Consider the following 15,114-nt stretch of genomic DNA (forward strand, 5'->3'; position numbering starts at 1 on the left):
TTGATGACGCACCGGTTTCCAGCGGAGCGCTCAGGCGTTGTAGACGTCGGCGGCGCGCGGCTGGGGGTCCTGGATCGCGCCGCTGAGGTTCATGGCGCGGCCTGCGAAGCGCTCGGTGTTCACGCCGTTCTCCGCGAGGACGCGGAGGGCGGCCTCGTGGACGACGCGGAGGACCGGGGTGGTGGCGCGCAGGGCGTCGTCGGCCATGAAGCGGTGGCGCCAGGGCTTGTCGGCCCAGGCGTGGCGCAGGCCGAAGGGCTCGGGCAGGACGAGCTTGCCGCCCCAGAACTCCAGGAGGGGCGGATACCACGTGAGGGGGGCGCGGGCGGTGAGCCGGACGACCTCCTTGGCGGGCACGATCGACAGGTTCCTGGTGCGGGTCTCCCAGAACTTGACGGTCTTGGTGACGGTCTTCGTGCGGGGTGAGGGCTTGCCCATGAAGAGGCCGTGGACGGGGCCGAGGGCGTGGCCGGTGACCTCGATGCGCAGGGTCTTGTGCAGGACGGTGACGGTGATCAGGAGGGTGATGACGAGCTGGCCGTCCCAGAGGACGAACTGCACGCCCAGATAGTGCCTGCTGCCGGCGCCGAACTGCTGCTCGTTGCAGATCTTCTGGAGCTCCGCGCCCCGTATCTGGAAGCCGTCGGTGCCTTCGGGGCGGGAGACGGCGCCGGCGCCCTCGCCGACGGGGGAGACCACCCAGTGCTCGACGGCGGGGGTGGGGAAGCCGCCGGTGTGCAGGGGGCTGCGCTCGAGGAGGCGGAGCTGGTCGTGGATGGCGCGGATGACGTCCCAGCTGCGGAAGGGGTTGATCTCCTTCTCGGGGTCGGCGGGGACGAGCTCCTCGGCGAGCTGCCAGCTGCCCCAGCGGGTGCCCATGCCGAGTATGCCCTTGGGGCCGGCGTAGAAGACGACGTTGCTGTGCTGTTCGGCGGCGAGCCGCTCCAGGGACTGGCGCAGGCGCTCGGCGGCGGTCTCGCCGGGGTTCTTGGGGACGGCTTCGGGGATCTTGGCGCCGATGCCGCCGCCGGAGAGGAGTCCGCTCCAGCGGTCGCGGAGGTCCTTGGCGGTGTTCTCGCAGACGCGGTGGGCGAGGAAGCCGCCGATGAGGGGGGCGATGAGCATGGCGCGGAGATAGATGCCCAGGAAGCCGTGGAAGGGCAGCTTGATCAGGAAGATGACGGCGCCGATGGCGAGGGCGGCGAGGAGGGCCATGCCGAGGGCGCCGGCCTTCTTGTTCTGCGCGCCCGCGAGGGAGCGGCGCAGTTGGAAGGCGCCCAGCCAGAGGAGGACGCCGGGGAGGAAGAGCAGTCCGGCGACGAGCATGATGACGGTGAGGCGGATGTCGCGCTGTTTGCGGATGCGGCTGGCGGCGAGGCAGTGTTCGACGACGGGCTGGGGGTCGAGGCCGAAGGACTGGATGAGGGGTTTGCGGCCGCCGCCGAGGACGCGGAGCTGCACGGCGCGGGAGAAGGCCTCGCCGAGGTTGGGCTCGAAGAGGGAGATGCGGGGCGGTTTGACCTCGGAGGTGGCCCAGTCGGAGTTGGCCTTGAGGAGTTCGTCGACGGGGCCGTCGCGGTAGGCGGCCGAGGCGAGTGCCTGGGTCGCGGCGGTCTGCCCCGAGGAGCCCGAGAGCGGGATCTGTGCGCCCGGGCTGAAGTCGAACGGATCCCCTGCTGCCACTGCTGCCCCCAATGCCGCGCATGCCCGATTACGCTGCCGCTTCCGACGGCCGCCCGTGTCATACGTGTTGGTCCGCGTATCCAGCGTATCCGGGCGGGGTGCCGGCTGTCGCCGGAGATCGCAAAGCCGCCCGCCCCTGTGGAGTTGGGGCGGGCGGCTTGCGAACTATGCTCCGTTCTCGGTGAGTTCGCCGATGCGTTCCGCGAGCTGAGGGGGCATCGGTTCGTGGCGGGCGTAGGTGCGGGTGAAGCGGCCGGTGCCGTGGGAGAGGGAGCGCAGGTCGACGGCGTAGCGGCCGATCTCGATCTCGGGGACCTCGGCCCGTACGAGGGTGCGGCCGCTGCCGGACTGCTCGGTGCCGACGACGCGGCCGCGGCGGCCGGAGAGGTCGCTCATGACGGGGCCGACGTAGTCGTCGGAGACGAGGATCTCCAGCTCGGCGACGGGTTCGAGGAGGTGGATGCGGGTGTCGGCGGCGGCTTCGCGCAGGGCGAGGGCGCCGGCGGTCTGGAAGGCGGCGTCGGAGGAGTCGACGGAGTGGGCCTTGCCGTCGAGAAGGGTGACGCGGACGTCGACGAGGGGATATCCGGCGGCGACGCCGCGGGCGGCCTGGGCCCGTACGCCCTTCTCGACGGAGGGGATGAACTGGCGGGGGACGGCGCCGCCCACCACTTTGTCGACGAATTCGATGCCGGAGCCGCCGGGGAGCGGTTCGACCTCGATCTCGCAGATGGCGTACTGGCCGTGGCCGCCGGACTGTTTGACGTGGCGGCCGCGGCCGGTGGCCTTGGAGCCGAAGGTCTCGCGGAGGGAGACCTTGTGCGGGACGGTGTCGACGCGTACGCCGAAGCGGGTGCGCAGGCGCTCCAGGGCGACGTCGCGGTGGGCCTCGCCCAGGCACCACAGGACGACCTGGTGGGTGTGCTGGTTCTGTTCGAGGCGCATGGTGGGGTCTTCGGCGACGAGGCGGGCCAGGCCCTGGGAGAGCTTGTCCTCGTCGGCCTTGCTGTGGGCCTGGATGGCCACGGGCAGCAGGGGGTCGGGCATCTGCCAGGGCTCCATCAGGAGCGGGGTGTTCCTGGCGGAGAGGGTGTCGCCGGTCTCGGCGTGGCCGAGCTTGGCGACGCAGGCGATGTCGCCGGCGATGGCCTGGTTCAGCTGGCGCTGGTGCTTGCCGAAGGGGGAGGAGAGGGCACCGACGCGTTCGTCGACGTCGTGGTCCTCGTGGCCGCGGTCCGCGAGGCCGTGGCCGGAGACGTGCACGGTCTCGTCGGGGCGCAGGGTGCCGGAGAAGACGCGGACGAGGGAGATCCGGCCGACGTAGGGGTCGGAGGAGGTCTTGACGACCTCAGCGGCGAGCGGGCCGGCGGGGTCGCAGGTGAGGGGGGCGTGGGGGCGGCCGTCGGGGGTGGTGACGGCGGGGGCCGCGCGCTCCAGGGGGGTGGGGAAGCCGCCGGTGATCAGTTCCAGCAGTTCGACGGTGCCCAGGCCCTGGCGGGCGCCCTCGGGGGCGGGGGCGGCGGCGAGGACGGGGTGGAAGGTGCCGCGCGCGACGGCGCGTTCGAGGTCCTCGACGAGGGTCTTGACGTCGATCTCCTCGCCGCTGAGATAGCGGTCCATGAGGGTCTCGTCCTCGCTCTCGGCGATGATGCCCTCGATGAGCCGGTTGCGGGCCGCCGCGATGAGGGGGAGCTGGTCGGGGCCGGGGGCGGCCTCGGCGCGTTCGCCCGAGGAGTAGTCGAGGACGCTCTGGGAGAGGAGGCCGATCAGGCCCGCGACGGTGCGGTGGCCGTCGGGGCCCTCGGGGCCGTGCAGGGGGAGGTAGAGCGGGAGCACCCGGTCCGGGGAGTCGTCGCCGAAGGCGGTGCGGCAGGTCTCGGTCATCGCCTCGAAGTCGGCGCGCGCGGCCTCCAGGTGGGTGATCACGATGGCGCGGGGCATGCCGACGGCGGCGCATTCCTCCCAGACCATGCGGGTGGCGCCGGTGATGCCCTCGGTGCCCTCGGCGGCGGAGACGACGAAGAGGGCCGCGTCCGCGGCGCGCAGACCGGCCCTCAGCTCGCCGACGAAGTCGGCGTAACCGGGTGCGTCCAGGAGATTGATCTTGATCCCGGCCCATTCGACGGGGACCAGGGACAGCTGTACGGAGCGCTGCTGGCGGTGCTCGATCTCGTCGTAGTCGGAGAGGGCGCCGCCGTCCTCGACCCGGCCCGCCCGGTTGACGGCTCCGGTGGCCAGGGCCAGTGCTTCCACGAGTGTGGTCTTTCCGGAGCCGCTGTGGCCGACCAGCACCACGTTGCGCACCTGGCTCGGCCGGTCGGCCGATACCGCCCTGCCCGCGGCCCCTGGGTACGTGCCCGTCTTCTCGCCCATGTGTGTCCCGCCTCCCGGTCGACACCTGCGGTACTTCGAGCTTTCCACTGCGGTAACGCTGCGTCCATACATCGCACACGCAGGCGTATACCGGAAGCGGTTCCTCGGCTGTGGGCGGGAGTGGCCGGAAACGGCCCCGGAACGGGCGGGGAACGGCCCGTGGCGGTGTCGTGGCGCGGCGGTGGCGAGGGGGTGCGGGGCCGGGTGGAGTGACGCGTGCGCGGCGGCCCCCGGCCGCCTGGCTACGATGGGCCAGCCGGTGGCCTCCTGACCACGCGGCCCGCCACGACCCTCCGGGAAGGCCATGCTGAACAAGTACGCGCGTGCGTTCTTCACGCGTGTTCTCACGCCGTTCGCCGCCCTGCTCATCCGCCTGGGCGTCAGCCCCGACGCGGTCACCCTCATCGGGACCGGCGGTGTGATGGCGGGCGCGCTGGTCTTCTACCCCCAGGGCGAGTTCTTCTGGGGCACGGTCGTCATCACGCTGTTCGTCTTCTCCGACCTGGTCGACGGGAACATGGCCCGCCAGCTCGGCCGGTCCAGCCGCTGGGGTGCCTTCCTGGACTCCACGCTCGACCGGGTCGCGGACGCGGCGATCTTCGGCGGCCTGGCCCTGTGGTACGCCGGGCGGGGCGACAGCCTCACCCTGTGCGCGGTCACGATCTTCTGCCTGGCCAGTGGGCAGGTGGTCTCGTACACCAAGGCGCGCGGGGAGAGCATCGGCCTGCCGGTGAACGTCAACGGCCTGGTCGAGCGGGCCGAGCGGCTCGTGATCTCGCTGGTGGCCTGCGGCTTCGCCGGCCTGCACAAGTTCGGTGTGCCGGGGATCCAGTACCTGCTGCCCGTCGCGCTGTGGATCGTCGCGGTCGGCAGCCTGGTCACGCTGATCCAGCGCGTGGTGACCGTGCGCCGGGAGGCCGCCGAGGCGGACGCCCTCGCGGCCGCCACGGAGAACCGGGGGGACGGGGCCGCGTGAGGGAGAAGCTGACCGACGCGCTGTACGGGCTCGGCTGGGCCACGGTCAGGAAACTGCCCGAGCCCGTGGCCGTCGCCCTGGGGCGGCGGATAGCGGACACGGTCTGGAAGCGGCGCGGCAAGGGCGTGCTGCGCCTGGAGGCCAACCTCGCCCGCGTGCTGCCCGACGCCGGCCCGAGGCGCCTGGCGCAGCTCTCGCGCGCGGGCATGCGCTCGTACACGCGCTACTGGATGGAGTCCTTCCGGCTGCCTGCCTGGAGCGCGGAGCGCATCCGCGAGGGCTTCTCGCCGGAGGACCTGCACCGGCTGGAGGAGGGGCTGGCGAGCGGCCGCGGTGTGGTGCTCGCCCTGCCCCACATGGGCAACTACGACCTCGCCGGCGCCTGGGTCACCACCCGGCTCGGGGTCCCCTTCACCACCGTCGCCGAGCGGCTCAAGCCCGAGTCGCTCTACGACCGCTTCGTGGCCTACCGCGCGGGGCTCGGCATGGAGGTGCTCCCGCACGCGGGCGGCAGCGCTTTCGGGACGCTCGCGCGGCGGCTGCGCTCCGGGGGGCTGGTCTGCCTGGTGGCCGACCGCGATCTGTCCTCCTCCGGCATAGAGGTCAAGTTCTTCGGCGAGGCCGCGAAGATGCCCGCGGGGCCCGCGATGCTGGCGGTGCAGACGGGCGCGCTGCTGCTCCCGGTGACCCTCTGGTACGACAGCTCGCCCGTGATGCGCGGGAAGATCCACGCCCCGGTGGAGGTGCCCGAGACGGGCACCCGCGCGGAGAAGGCCGCCGTGATGACCCAGCAGCTCGCGGACGCCTTCGCCTCCGGCATCGCCGAGCACCCCCAGGACTGGCATATGCTCCAGCGACTGTGGCTCGCCGACCTCGGGCGGCGCGATGATGAGCCCACCGACAAGAGCTCCGGAACGGAGAAGCCTTGAGGATCGGGATCGTCTGTCCGTATTCGTGGGATGTCCCCGGCGGCGTCCAGTTCCACATCAGGGACCTGGCCGAGCACCTCATCCGGCTGGGCCACGAGGTCTCCGTGCTGGCCCCGGCGGACGACGAGACGCCGCTGCCGCCCTTCGTCGTCTCGGCGGGCCGCGCCGTGCCCGTGCCCTACAACGGCTCGGTGGCCCGGCTGAACTTCGGTTTCCTGTCGGCCGCGCGGGTGCGGCGCTGGCTGCACGACGGCGACTTCGACGTCATCCACATCCACGAACCCACCTCCCCCTCCCTGGGACTGCTGACCTGCTGGGCCGCGCAGGGCCCGATCGTGGCGACCTTCCACACCTCCAACCCGCGCTCGCGCGCCATGATCGCGGCCTATCCGATCCTCCAGCCGGCGCTGGAGAAGATCAGCGCGCGCATCGCGGTGAGCGAATACGCCCGCCGCACGCTCGTCGAGCACCTGGGCGGCGACGCCGTCGTCATCCCCAACGGCGTCGACGTGGACTTCTTCGCCCGCGCCACGCCCAAGGAGGAGTGGCAGGGCACTCCCGAGGCCCCGACCATCGGCTTCGTGGGCCGCATCGACGAGCCCCGCAAGGGCCTGCCCGTCCTGATGCGGGCCCTGCCGAAGATCCTCGCGGAGTGCCCCGGCACCCGGCTGCTGGTCGCCGGGCGGGGCGACGAGGAGGAAGCGGTCGCGAGCCTGCCGCGGGAGATGCGGGACCGCGTCGAATTCCTCGGCATGGTCAGCGATGAGGACAAGGCACGGCTGCTGCGCAGCGTCGATGTCTACGTGGCGCCGAACACCGGCGGCGAGTCCTTCGGCATCATCCTCGTGGAGGCGATGTCCGCGGGCGCGGTCGTCCTCGCCAGCGACCTGGACGCCTTCGCGCAGGTCCTCGACCAGGGGTCGGCGGGTGAGCTGTTCGCCAACGAGGACGCGGACGCGCTGGCCGCCGCCACCGTACGGCTGCTGGGCGACCCGGCGCACCGGGCCGGGCTCAGCGAGCGGGGCAGCAAGCACGTACGCCGCTTCGACTGGTCGAGGGTCGGCGCGGACATCCTGGCCGTCTACGAGACGGTGACGGCCGGCGCGGCCTCGGTCGCCGCCGACGAACGCACCGGCCTCTTCGCCCGCTTCGGGCTGGCGAGGGACTGAGCGGACGACCTGAGCGACGGCGGGCCCTGCGCACCAGGGCCCGCCCGCGCTCAGACCTTGCTCGGAGCCTCTTCCAGGTGCTCCCGGGCGCCGGTCCCGGCCGTGCCGAACAGGGACTGCCCGTGCACGGCCCGGAAGCGCTTGCTGTGCCGCACCGTGGCCACGATCACCAGGCCCAGCAGGGTGAAGGACTCTATTCGCCCGGTGAGCGGCACCACGTCGACCGGCAGCGTCAACGCCAGCACCGTGCTCAGGGCCGCGTCGAGAAGCTGGACACAGCCCCACAGGGTGGTCAGCCCGCGCAGTGCCGTGCGGTACTCCGGCATCTCGTGCCAGGCGCGCTCGGCGGCCTCCACCGCCGCTCCGGCGCGCAGCCGTTCACCGAGCCGGAAGGCGAAGGGCCGTGCCATGAAGAGCGTGGCCAGGATCCATATACCCAGCAGCGCCGGCAGGGCCGCGTCCTTCAGCAACAGCACCCGTGGATTCCCGCTGATCAGTGAGGTCGCGGCCGAGAGGGCGAGCAGCCCGACGACGAAGACGTCGAAGAACTCCAGGCGTCGGCGGACGACGGCCGTGCCGAGCGCGTGTGCCGCCGGGACCACGCCGCTGATCAGAAGGGCCTGCCACTGGGCCGCTCCCTGTGCCCGCATCGCGTAATACAGCGCGAGCGGGAGCGCGATGTCGACGGCCAGGGGGACGAGCAGGGCTCGCTTGGAGCGCGGTTCCATGGGTGCCTCCGTGGGTGCGGCGTCCTGATCCCGAAGGTAGGTGCGGCCCGGGTGGAGGCGGATCGGAGCCAGGGTAGAGATCCGGGTGGACGTCCGCGCGTGGCCGTGTCCACCCGTGGGTGGAGGCCGGGCGCGGAGCCGGCCCCGCGGTGAGCGGTAACGTGGGCCGGCGTGACCACTGTGATCTGGATCGTCGCCGCGCTCGTCGTCATCGGCGTCTATCTGAGCTGGACCGCCGGCCGGCTGGACCGCCTGCACAGCCGTATCGACGCCGCGCGGGCCGCGCTGGACGCCCAGTTGCTGCGGCGCGCCTCGGTCGCCCAGGAACTGGCCACGGCCGGGGTCCTCGATCCGGCCGCCTCGATCGTGCTCTACCAGGCCGCGCACGCGGCCCGGCAGGCCGAGGAGGAGCACCGCGAGGTCGCCGAGAGCGAGTTGAGCCAGGCGCTGCGCGCGGTGTTCGCCGAGGTGCCGCAGGTCGAGGCGGTGCGGGCGGCGCCGGGTGGCGAGGAGTCGCTAGGCGAGCTGACGGCGGCCGTCCGCAGAGTGCCTATGGCCCGGCGCTTCCACAACGACGCGGTCCGCGCGGCCCGGGCGGTCCGTACGCACCGGGTGGTGCGGTGGTTCCGGCTGGCGGGCCACGCGCCCTTCCCCCTCGCCTTCGAGATGGACGACGAGCCGCCCGTCGCCCTGGGCGACGGAGCCCGCGACTGATCGGGGTGGTCCCGATCAGTCGGTTGGCCAGGACGGCACCGGCGGCTGTCCGCGACCGACCGGGAGATCCGGGAGATTCCGTGGCCGTTCTGGCCGTTCATAGCTGTTCGTGACCGATCGGCCCGCTTGGCCTCCGCTCGCGGCCGCCTCGGGCTGCGGCTGTTCGCGGCTGACCGCCCGTCCGGCGTCCGGCTGGCCGGGTTCGCCTGTGGGGTGTCGTCCCGCCAGCTTCGGTCCTTCCGGCGTCCGGCTGGCCGGGTTCGCCTGTGGGGTGTCGTCCCGCCAGCTTCCGTCCTTCCGGTGCCCGGCTGGCCGGGTTCGCCTGTGGGGTGTCGTCCCGCCAGCTTCCGTCCTTCCGGTGCCCGGCTGCCCGGGTCCGCCTGTGGGCCGTCGTCCCGCCAGCCTCCGCCCTTCGGCGCCCGGCCGCCGGGGCCCGCCTGTGGGGTGTCGCCCCGCCAGCTTCCGTCCTTCCGGTGCCCGGTCGCCTGGGTCCGCCCGTGGGCCGTCGCCCCGCCAGCCTCCGCCCGTCCCGCGCCCGGCTGCCCGGGCCCGCCCGTCGTCGGCTCGCGAGCCCCCGCGCCACCGACTCGGGCCACGCTCGGCCCCTGGCCACTGTTCAGGGGCGGCCCGCCCGCCCCGACCCACGCCCCACCCCCCGACCTGGGCGAAACCACCGGTCACCGGCGGCCGACAAGCCACCGTCCTCGAATTGGCCCTTTTTCCCGGGCCGGGGTGGCCGCTTGTATGAGGGAGCAGCATCACCGCCCTTGATAGCGAGGTCACAACGTGTCCAGCACGTCCCCCAGCCCCACCACCCCCGAGACCGGCACCGCGCGCGTCAAGCGCGGCATGGCCGAGCAGCTCAAGGGCGGTGTGATCATGGACGTCGTCACGCCCGAGGAAGCCAAGATCGCCGAGGACGCGGGCGCTGTCGCGGTCATGGCCCTGGAGCGGGTCCCCGCGGACATCCGCAAGGACGGCGGCGTGGCCCGGATGTCCGACCCGGACATGATCGACGGCATCATCAACGCCGTCTCGATCCCGGTGATGGCCAAGTCCCGCATCGGGCACTTCGTCGAGGCCCAGGTGCTCCAGTCCCTCGGTGTCGACTACATCGACGAGTCCGAGGTCCTCACCCCGGCCGACGAGGTCAACCACAGCGACAAGTGGGCCTTCACCACCCCCTTCGTCTGCGGTGCCACCAACCTGGGCGAGGCGCTGCGCCGCATCGCCGAGGGCGCGGCCATGATCCGCTCGAAGGGCGAGGCCGGCACCGGCAACGTCGTCGAGGCCGTGCGTCACCTGCGTCAGATCAAGGGCGAGATCGCCCGCCTGCGCGGTTACGACAACAACGAGCTGTACGCCGCCGCCAAGGAGCTGCGCGCCCCGTACGAGCTCGTCAAGGAGGTCGCCGAGCTCGGCAAGCTGCCGGTCGTGCTGTTCTCCGCCGGTGGTGTCGCCACCCCCGCCGACGCCGCGCTGATGCGCCAGCTCGGTGCGGAGGGCGTGTTCGTCGGCTCCGGCATCTTCAAGTCCGGTGACCCGGCCAAGCGCGCCGCGGCCATCGTGAAGGCCACCACGTTCTACGACGACCCGAGCGTCATCGCGGACGTCTCGCGCAACCTGGGTGAGGCCATGGTCGGCATCAACTGCGACACCCTCCCCGAGGCCGAGCGCTACGCCAACCGCGGCTGGTAATCCCGTCGTCCCGAACCGGTGGGCGGCCCGCGGCTGCGGGCCGCCCACCGGCCGTCCCGTGCTGAGAGGTATCCACCGTGTCCACCGCCGACCTCCCCGTCATCGGCGTACTCGCCCTCCAGGGTGACGTCCGCGAGCACCTGATCGCCCTCGCCGCGGCCGACGCCGTCGCGCGCCCGGTCCGCCGCCCCGAGGAACTCGACGGCCTCGACGGCCTGGTGATCCCCGGCGGGGAGTCCACCACCATGTCCAAGCTGGCCGTCGCCTTCGGCATGCTGGAGCCGCTGCGCGAGCGCGTACGGGCCGGGCTGCCCGTCTACGGCACCTGCGCCGGCATGATCATGGTCGCGGACAAGCTCCTGGACGGCCGCGAGGACCAGGAGACCCTGGGCGGCATCGACATGATCGTGCGCCGCAACGCCTTCGGCCGCCAGAACGAGTCCTTCGAGGCGTCCGTCGAGGTGGCCGGCATCGAGGGCGGCCCCGTCGAGGGCGTCTTCATCCGCGCCCCCTGGGTCGAGTCCGTCGGCGCGTCCGTCGAGGTGCTCGCCACCTACGGCGGCCACACCGTCGCCGTGCGGCAGGGCAATGTGCTGGCGACGTCCTTCCACCCGGAGCTCACCGGCGACCACCGCGTGCACGCGCTGTTCGTGGAGATCGCCCGGAACCACGCCCGCGCGGAGCTCGTCCCGGGCGACAAGGGCGTGTGCGCCACCGCCGCGTGAGGGTGGGCGTTGGGAGACCGGTCGGCCGATCCCGGTAGGATCACAGTCGTTCGTTCAGAATTTGGTTACGCGAAGGAGACAGGCGGATGTCCGGCCACTCTAAATGGGCTACGACTAAGCACAAGAAGGCCGTGATCGACGCCAAGCGCGGCAAGCTCTTCGCGAAGATGATCAAGAACATCGAGGTCGCCGCCCGCACCGGCGGCGCCGACCCGGCCGGCAACCCGACGCTGTTCGACGCCATCCAGAAGGCGAAGAAGAGCTCGGTCCCGAACAAGAACATCGACAGCGCCGTCAAGCGCGGCGCCGGTCTCGAGGCGGGCGGCGCCGACTACGAGACGATCATGTACGAGGGCTACGGCCCGAACGGTGTCGCCGTGCTCATCGAGTGCCTCACCGACAACCGCAACCGCGCCGCCTCCGACGTGCGCGTCGCCATGACCCGCAACGGCGGCTCCATGGCCGACCCCGGCTCGGTGTCCTACCTCTTCAACCGCAAGGGCGTCGTCATCGTCCCCAAGGGCGAGCTCACCGAGGACGACGTCCTCGGCGCGGTCCTGGACGCGGGCGCCGAGGAGGTCAACGACCTCGGCGAGACCTTCGAGGTCCTCAGCGAGGCCACGGACCTGGTCGCGGTCCGCAGCGCGCTCCAGGAGCAGGGCATCGACTACGACTCCGCCGAGGCCAACTTCGTCCCCACCATGCAGGTGGAGCTCGACGAGGAAGGCGCGCGCAAGATCTTCAAGCTGATCGACGCGCTCGAGGACAGCGACGACGTGCAGAACGTCTTCGCCAACTTCGACGTCTCCGACGAGGTCATGGCCAAGGTCGACGCCTGACGCACAGGCGCGCGACGGGCTCACCGACGGGCCGACGGGACACCACCCGTCGGCCCGTCGGCGTGATCCGCCGTTGTCAGTGGCAGCCGATAGCCTGCGACGGCAGCGGGAACACACGGCCGTACGGCGAAGGGGAGGGCACGCGATGCGGGTGCTGGGGGTCGACCCGGGGCTGACCCGGTGCGGCATCGGCGTGGTCGACGGCGTCGCCGGACGGCCACTGCGCATGCTCGGCGTGGGCGTCGTCCGGACGCCCGCCGAAGCGCCCATCGCCGAGCGCCTCGTCCTCGTCGAGCGCGGCATCGAGCAGTGGCTGGACGAGCACCGCCCCGAATGCGTGGCCGTGGAGCGGGTCTTCAGCCAGCACAACGTGAGCACGGTGATGGGCACCGCGCAGGCCAGCGCCGTGGCCATGCTCTGCGCGGCCCGCCGCGGCCTGCCCGTCGCCCTGCACACCCCCAGCGAGGTCAAGGCCGCCGTCACCGGCTCGGGCCGGGCCGACAAGGCGCAGGTCGGTGCCATGGTCACCCGCCTGCTCCGGCTCGACGCGCCGCCCAAGCCGGCCGACGCCGCGGATGCCCTCGCCCTCGCCATCTGTCACATCTGGCGGGCTCCCGCGACCAACCGCCTCCAGGAGGCCGTCGCCGCCCACCGCCGCACCACGCGCCCGCGGGACGCGGACGTACGAAACCTGAAGGGCACCGCATGATCGCCTTCGTCACCGGGCCGGTCGCGGCCCTGGCCCCCGACACCGCCGTCGTCCAGGTCGGCGGCATCGGCATGGCCGTCCTGTGCACCCCGAACACCCTCTCCGGCCTGCGCATCGGCCAGGAGGCCAAGCTTGCGACCTCCCTCGTGGTGCGCGAGGACTCCCTGACCCTCTACGGCTTCGCCGACGACGACGAGCGGCAGGTCTTCGAGCTGCTCCAGACCGCCAGCGGCGTCGGCCCGCGCCTGGCCCAGGCCATGCTCGCCGTGCACTCCCCGGACGCCCTGCGCCGCGCGGTCTCCACCGGCGACGAGAAGGCGCTCACCGCCGTGCCCGGCATCGGCAAGAAGGGCGCGCAGAAGCTGCTGCTGGAGCTCAAGGACCGCCTCGGCGAGCCGGTCGGCTCCGCCGCGGTCGCGGGATCGGCGGCGGCCGCCCCGGGGGCCGCGGGCTGGCGCGAGCAGCTGCACGCGGCGCTCGTCGGCCTGGGCTATGCCGCGCGCGAGGCGGACGAGGCCGTGTCGGCCGTGGCACCCCAGGCCGAGGCGACGGTGGCCGCGGGCGGCGTGCCCCAGGTCGGGCAGCTGCTGCGCGCGGCCCTCCAGACCCTGAACCGGGCCCGGTGACCGGCCGCCGGGGCACGCTCGCCGCCCCGGCCCGGAAGCACCCCGGACCCCGACCGCCACGAATCGTGAGGCACCACCCGTGAACTGGGAAGACGACCCCGCACCCGCCGCAGCCGACCGGCTGGTCGGCACCACCGCCGACGGCGAGGACCAGGCCGTCGAGGCCGCCCTGCGCCCGAAGGACCTCGGTGAGTTCGTCGGCCAGGAGCGCGTGCGGGAGCAGCTCGACCTCGTCCTGAAGGCCGCGCGCGCCCGGCAGGCCACGGCCGACCACGTCCTGCTGTCCGGCGCCCCCGGGCTCGGCAAGACCACCCTCTCGATGATCATCGCGGCCGAGATGGGCGCCCCCATCCGCATCACCTCCGGCCCCGCCATCCAGCACGCCGGCGACCTCGCCGCCATCCTGTCCTCCCTCACCGAGGGCGAGGTGCTCTTCCTCGACGAGATCCACCGCATGTCCCGGCCCGCCGAGGAGATGCTCTACATGGCGATGGAGGACTTCCGGGTCGACGTCATCGTCGGCAAGGGCCCCGGCGCCACCGCCATCCCCCTGGAGCTGCCGCCCTTCACCCTCGTCGGCGCGACCACCCGGGCCGGGCTGCTGCCGCCCCCGCTGCGCGACCGCTTCGGCTTCACCGGCCACATGGAGTTCTACGCCCCCGCCGAGCTGGAGCGCGTCATCCACCGCTCGGCGCGCCTGCTCGACGTCGAGACCGACGCCGAGGGCGCCGCCGAGATCGCCGGTCGCTCCCGGGGCACCCCCCGCATCGCCAACCGCCTCCTGCGCCGCGTCCGTGACTACGCCCAGGTCAAGGCCGACGGTGTCATCACCCGGGAGGTCGCCGCACAGGCACTCGATGTCTACGAGGTCGACGCCCGCGGCCTCGACCGGCTGGACCGCGCCGTGCTGACCGCGCTGCTCAAGCTCTTCGGCGGCGGCCCGGTCGGCCTCTCCACCCTGGCCGTCGCCGTGGGCGAGGAGCGTGAGACCGTCGAGGAGGTCGCCGAGCCCTTCCTCGTCCGGGAAGGGCTGCTGGCCCGCACGCCCAGGGGCCGTATCGCCACGCCCGCGGCCTGGGCACACCTCGGGCTGGAGGCGCCGCGGCGGCCGGCGGGCGGTGCCGCGGGACCGGGGCTGTTCGACGCGTGACGGCGCGTGGGCTGGTCCGGTCAGGAACCCCGGTGCCATGCTGAGCGTTGTTCCCTAGGCGCGGACTCGCTTAGACTCCGCCGATGCCGTCCGTATCGGTGCGGCATACCACCCCCGTAGACCAGGCCGCGCCTCCGTGGTCGTGTGAAGGAAACCCCGTCCCGTGAATATCATGACTCTCCTGCCGTTCATCGTGCTTATCGGGGCCATGTTCCTGATGACCCGGTCGGCCAAGAACAAGCAGCGCCAGGCGGCCCAGATGCGCGACCAGATGCAGCCGGGCACCGGCGTGCGGACGATCGGCGGGATGTACGCCACCGTCAAGGAGGTCAACGACGACTCGGTCCTCCTCGAGATCGCCCCTGGTGTGCACGCCATCTACGCGAAGAACTCCATCGGCGCCGTCCTCCAGGACGAGGAGTACAACCGCATCGTCCACGGCATCGAGCCCGACGAGTCCGAGACCCCTGTCGTCCCGGACGACGCCTCGTCGCTGACCGACACCCCGGCCGAGAAGAAGATCGACCTCGGCAAGGAGACCCCCGCCGAGGGCAAGGCCGACAAGGGCGAGAAGGCCGACGAGGCGGGCACGGCCGAGGCCGGGGACGCCGAGCGGGACGGCAAGCCGGGCGACACCGACGCCAAGTAGCACCACCCGGGAACCGCGGAGCACTCACCGATCAGTGCGCCGCGGTTCCCTTTCGGTCTAGGCTCCGGCGGGGGCAGGTCCCCACAACACTTCGTGGCCGTCCGGGAAACCTCCGACGCCGGGCGGTTGGACAGGGAGAAACGACA

The 15,114-nt window shown here is 72.5% G+C and carries 14 protein-coding genes; 11 read left to right on the forward strand and 3 right to left on the reverse strand.

The annotated features are described in order from the left end of the window. Window positions 1–30 precede the first annotated feature (30 nt). Together ACFY1P_RS15005 and ACFY1P_RS15010 are read right to left on the reverse strand one after the other, a co-directional pair. Entirely contained in the window at window positions 31–1,683 is a 1,653-nt protein-coding gene (locus tag ACFY1P_RS15005; RefSeq protein WP_361522448.1) for a hypothetical protein, read from the reverse strand. A gap of 165 nt (window positions 1,684–1,848) precedes the next feature. Then, window positions 1,849–4,056 (reverse strand): elongation factor G-like protein EF-G2, encoded by a 2,208-nt coding sequence (locus tag ACFY1P_RS15010; protein ID WP_390750819.1) that lies wholly within the window; start codon window positions 4,054–4,056, stop codon window positions 1,849–1,851. A 304-nt stretch (window positions 4,057–4,360) separates the two neighbouring features. Between ACFY1P_RS15010 and pgsA the strand changes: the two genes are divergently transcribed. From pgsA to ACFY1P_RS15025, 3 genes are read left to right on the forward strand one after another with little or no spacing between them, the layout of a single operon-like run. Beyond that, window positions 4,361–5,032 carry a phosphatidylinositol phosphate synthase gene (gene pgsA, locus ACFY1P_RS15015; protein WP_361522442.1) on the forward strand — a complete coding sequence of 224 codons (672 nt, stop codon included), beginning with the start codon at window positions 4,361–4,363 and terminating at the stop codon, window positions 5,030–5,032. After that, window positions 5,029–5,961: a phosphatidylinositol mannoside acyltransferase gene (locus tag ACFY1P_RS15020; RefSeq protein ID WP_390750820.1), complete on the forward strand. Its 933-nt coding sequence runs from the start codon at window positions 5,029–5,031 to the stop codon at window positions 5,959–5,961. Before pgsA ends, ACFY1P_RS15020 begins: the two co-directional genes overlap by 4 nt. Continuing rightward, window positions 5,958–7,130 carry a glycosyltransferase family 4 protein gene (locus tag ACFY1P_RS15025; RefSeq protein ID WP_361522436.1) on the forward strand — a complete coding sequence of 391 codons (1,173 nt, stop codon included), beginning with the start codon at window positions 5,958–5,960 and terminating at the stop codon, window positions 7,128–7,130. Before ACFY1P_RS15020 ends, ACFY1P_RS15025 begins: the two co-directional genes overlap by 4 nt. A 50-nt stretch (window positions 7,131–7,180) precedes the next feature. On the opposite strand, the gene ACFY1P_RS15030 is transcribed toward ACFY1P_RS15025, so the two are convergent. Beyond that, entirely contained in the window at window positions 7,181–7,858 is a 678-nt protein-coding gene (locus tag ACFY1P_RS15030) for a VC0807 family protein (RefSeq protein WP_390750821.1), read from the reverse strand. A gap of 171 nt (window positions 7,859–8,029) precedes the next feature. On the opposite strand from ACFY1P_RS15030, the gene ACFY1P_RS15035 reads away from it, so the two are divergent. From ACFY1P_RS15035 to yajC, 8 genes are all read left to right on the forward strand, one after another. Then, a complete protein-coding gene (locus ACFY1P_RS15035; protein ID WP_361522431.1) occupies window positions 8,030–8,572 on the forward strand; it encodes a hypothetical protein in 543 nt (180 codons plus the stop codon). 786 nt (window positions 8,573–9,358) lie between these two features. Further along, window positions 9,359–10,270 (forward strand): pyridoxal 5'-phosphate synthase lyase subunit PdxS, encoded by a 912-nt coding sequence (gene pdxS / locus ACFY1P_RS15040; protein WP_361522429.1) that lies wholly within the window; start codon window positions 9,359–9,361, stop codon window positions 10,268–10,270. Window positions 10,271–10,347: 77 nt separating this feature from the next. Next, the gene (gene pdxT, locus ACFY1P_RS15045; RefSeq protein ID WP_361522426.1) at window positions 10,348–10,995 is read left to right on the forward strand and encodes a pyridoxal 5'-phosphate synthase glutaminase subunit PdxT; all 648 of its coding nucleotides are present in this window, start codon (window positions 10,348–10,350) and stop codon (window positions 10,993–10,995) included. Between the two features lie 86 nt (window positions 10,996–11,081). Continuing rightward, on the forward strand, window positions 11,082–11,834 hold the full coding sequence (locus ACFY1P_RS15050) for a YebC/PmpR family DNA-binding transcriptional regulator (RefSeq protein WP_361522423.1): 753 nt from the start codon (window positions 11,082–11,084) through the stop codon (window positions 11,832–11,834). 145 nt (window positions 11,835–11,979) lie between these two features. Beyond that, complete coding sequence (ruvC, locus tag ACFY1P_RS15055) at window positions 11,980–12,543, forward strand: crossover junction endodeoxyribonuclease RuvC (RefSeq protein ID WP_390750822.1); 564 nt, start codon at window positions 11,980–11,982, stop codon at window positions 12,541–12,543. After that, entirely contained in the window at window positions 12,540–13,169 is a 630-nt protein-coding gene (gene ruvA, locus ACFY1P_RS15060) for a Holliday junction branch migration protein RuvA (RefSeq protein WP_361522418.1), read from the forward strand. Before ruvC ends, ruvA begins: the two co-directional genes overlap by 4 nt. 79 nt (window positions 13,170–13,248) lie before the next feature. Further along, window positions 13,249–14,319: a Holliday junction branch migration DNA helicase RuvB gene (ruvB, locus tag ACFY1P_RS15065; RefSeq protein WP_361522416.1), complete on the forward strand. Its 1,071-nt coding sequence runs from the start codon at window positions 13,249–13,251 to the stop codon at window positions 14,317–14,319. Between the two features lie 163 nt (window positions 14,320–14,482). Beyond that, window positions 14,483–14,968, forward strand: a complete 486-nt coding sequence (gene yajC, locus ACFY1P_RS15070) for a preprotein translocase subunit YajC (protein ID WP_361522413.1) — start codon at window positions 14,483–14,485, stop codon at window positions 14,966–14,968. Window positions 14,969–15,114 lie beyond the last annotated feature (146 nt).

Source organism: Streptomyces sp. NPDC001407, assembly GCF_042895325.1.
Lineage (GTDB): Bacteria > Actinomycetota > Actinomycetes > Streptomycetales > Streptomycetaceae > Streptomyces.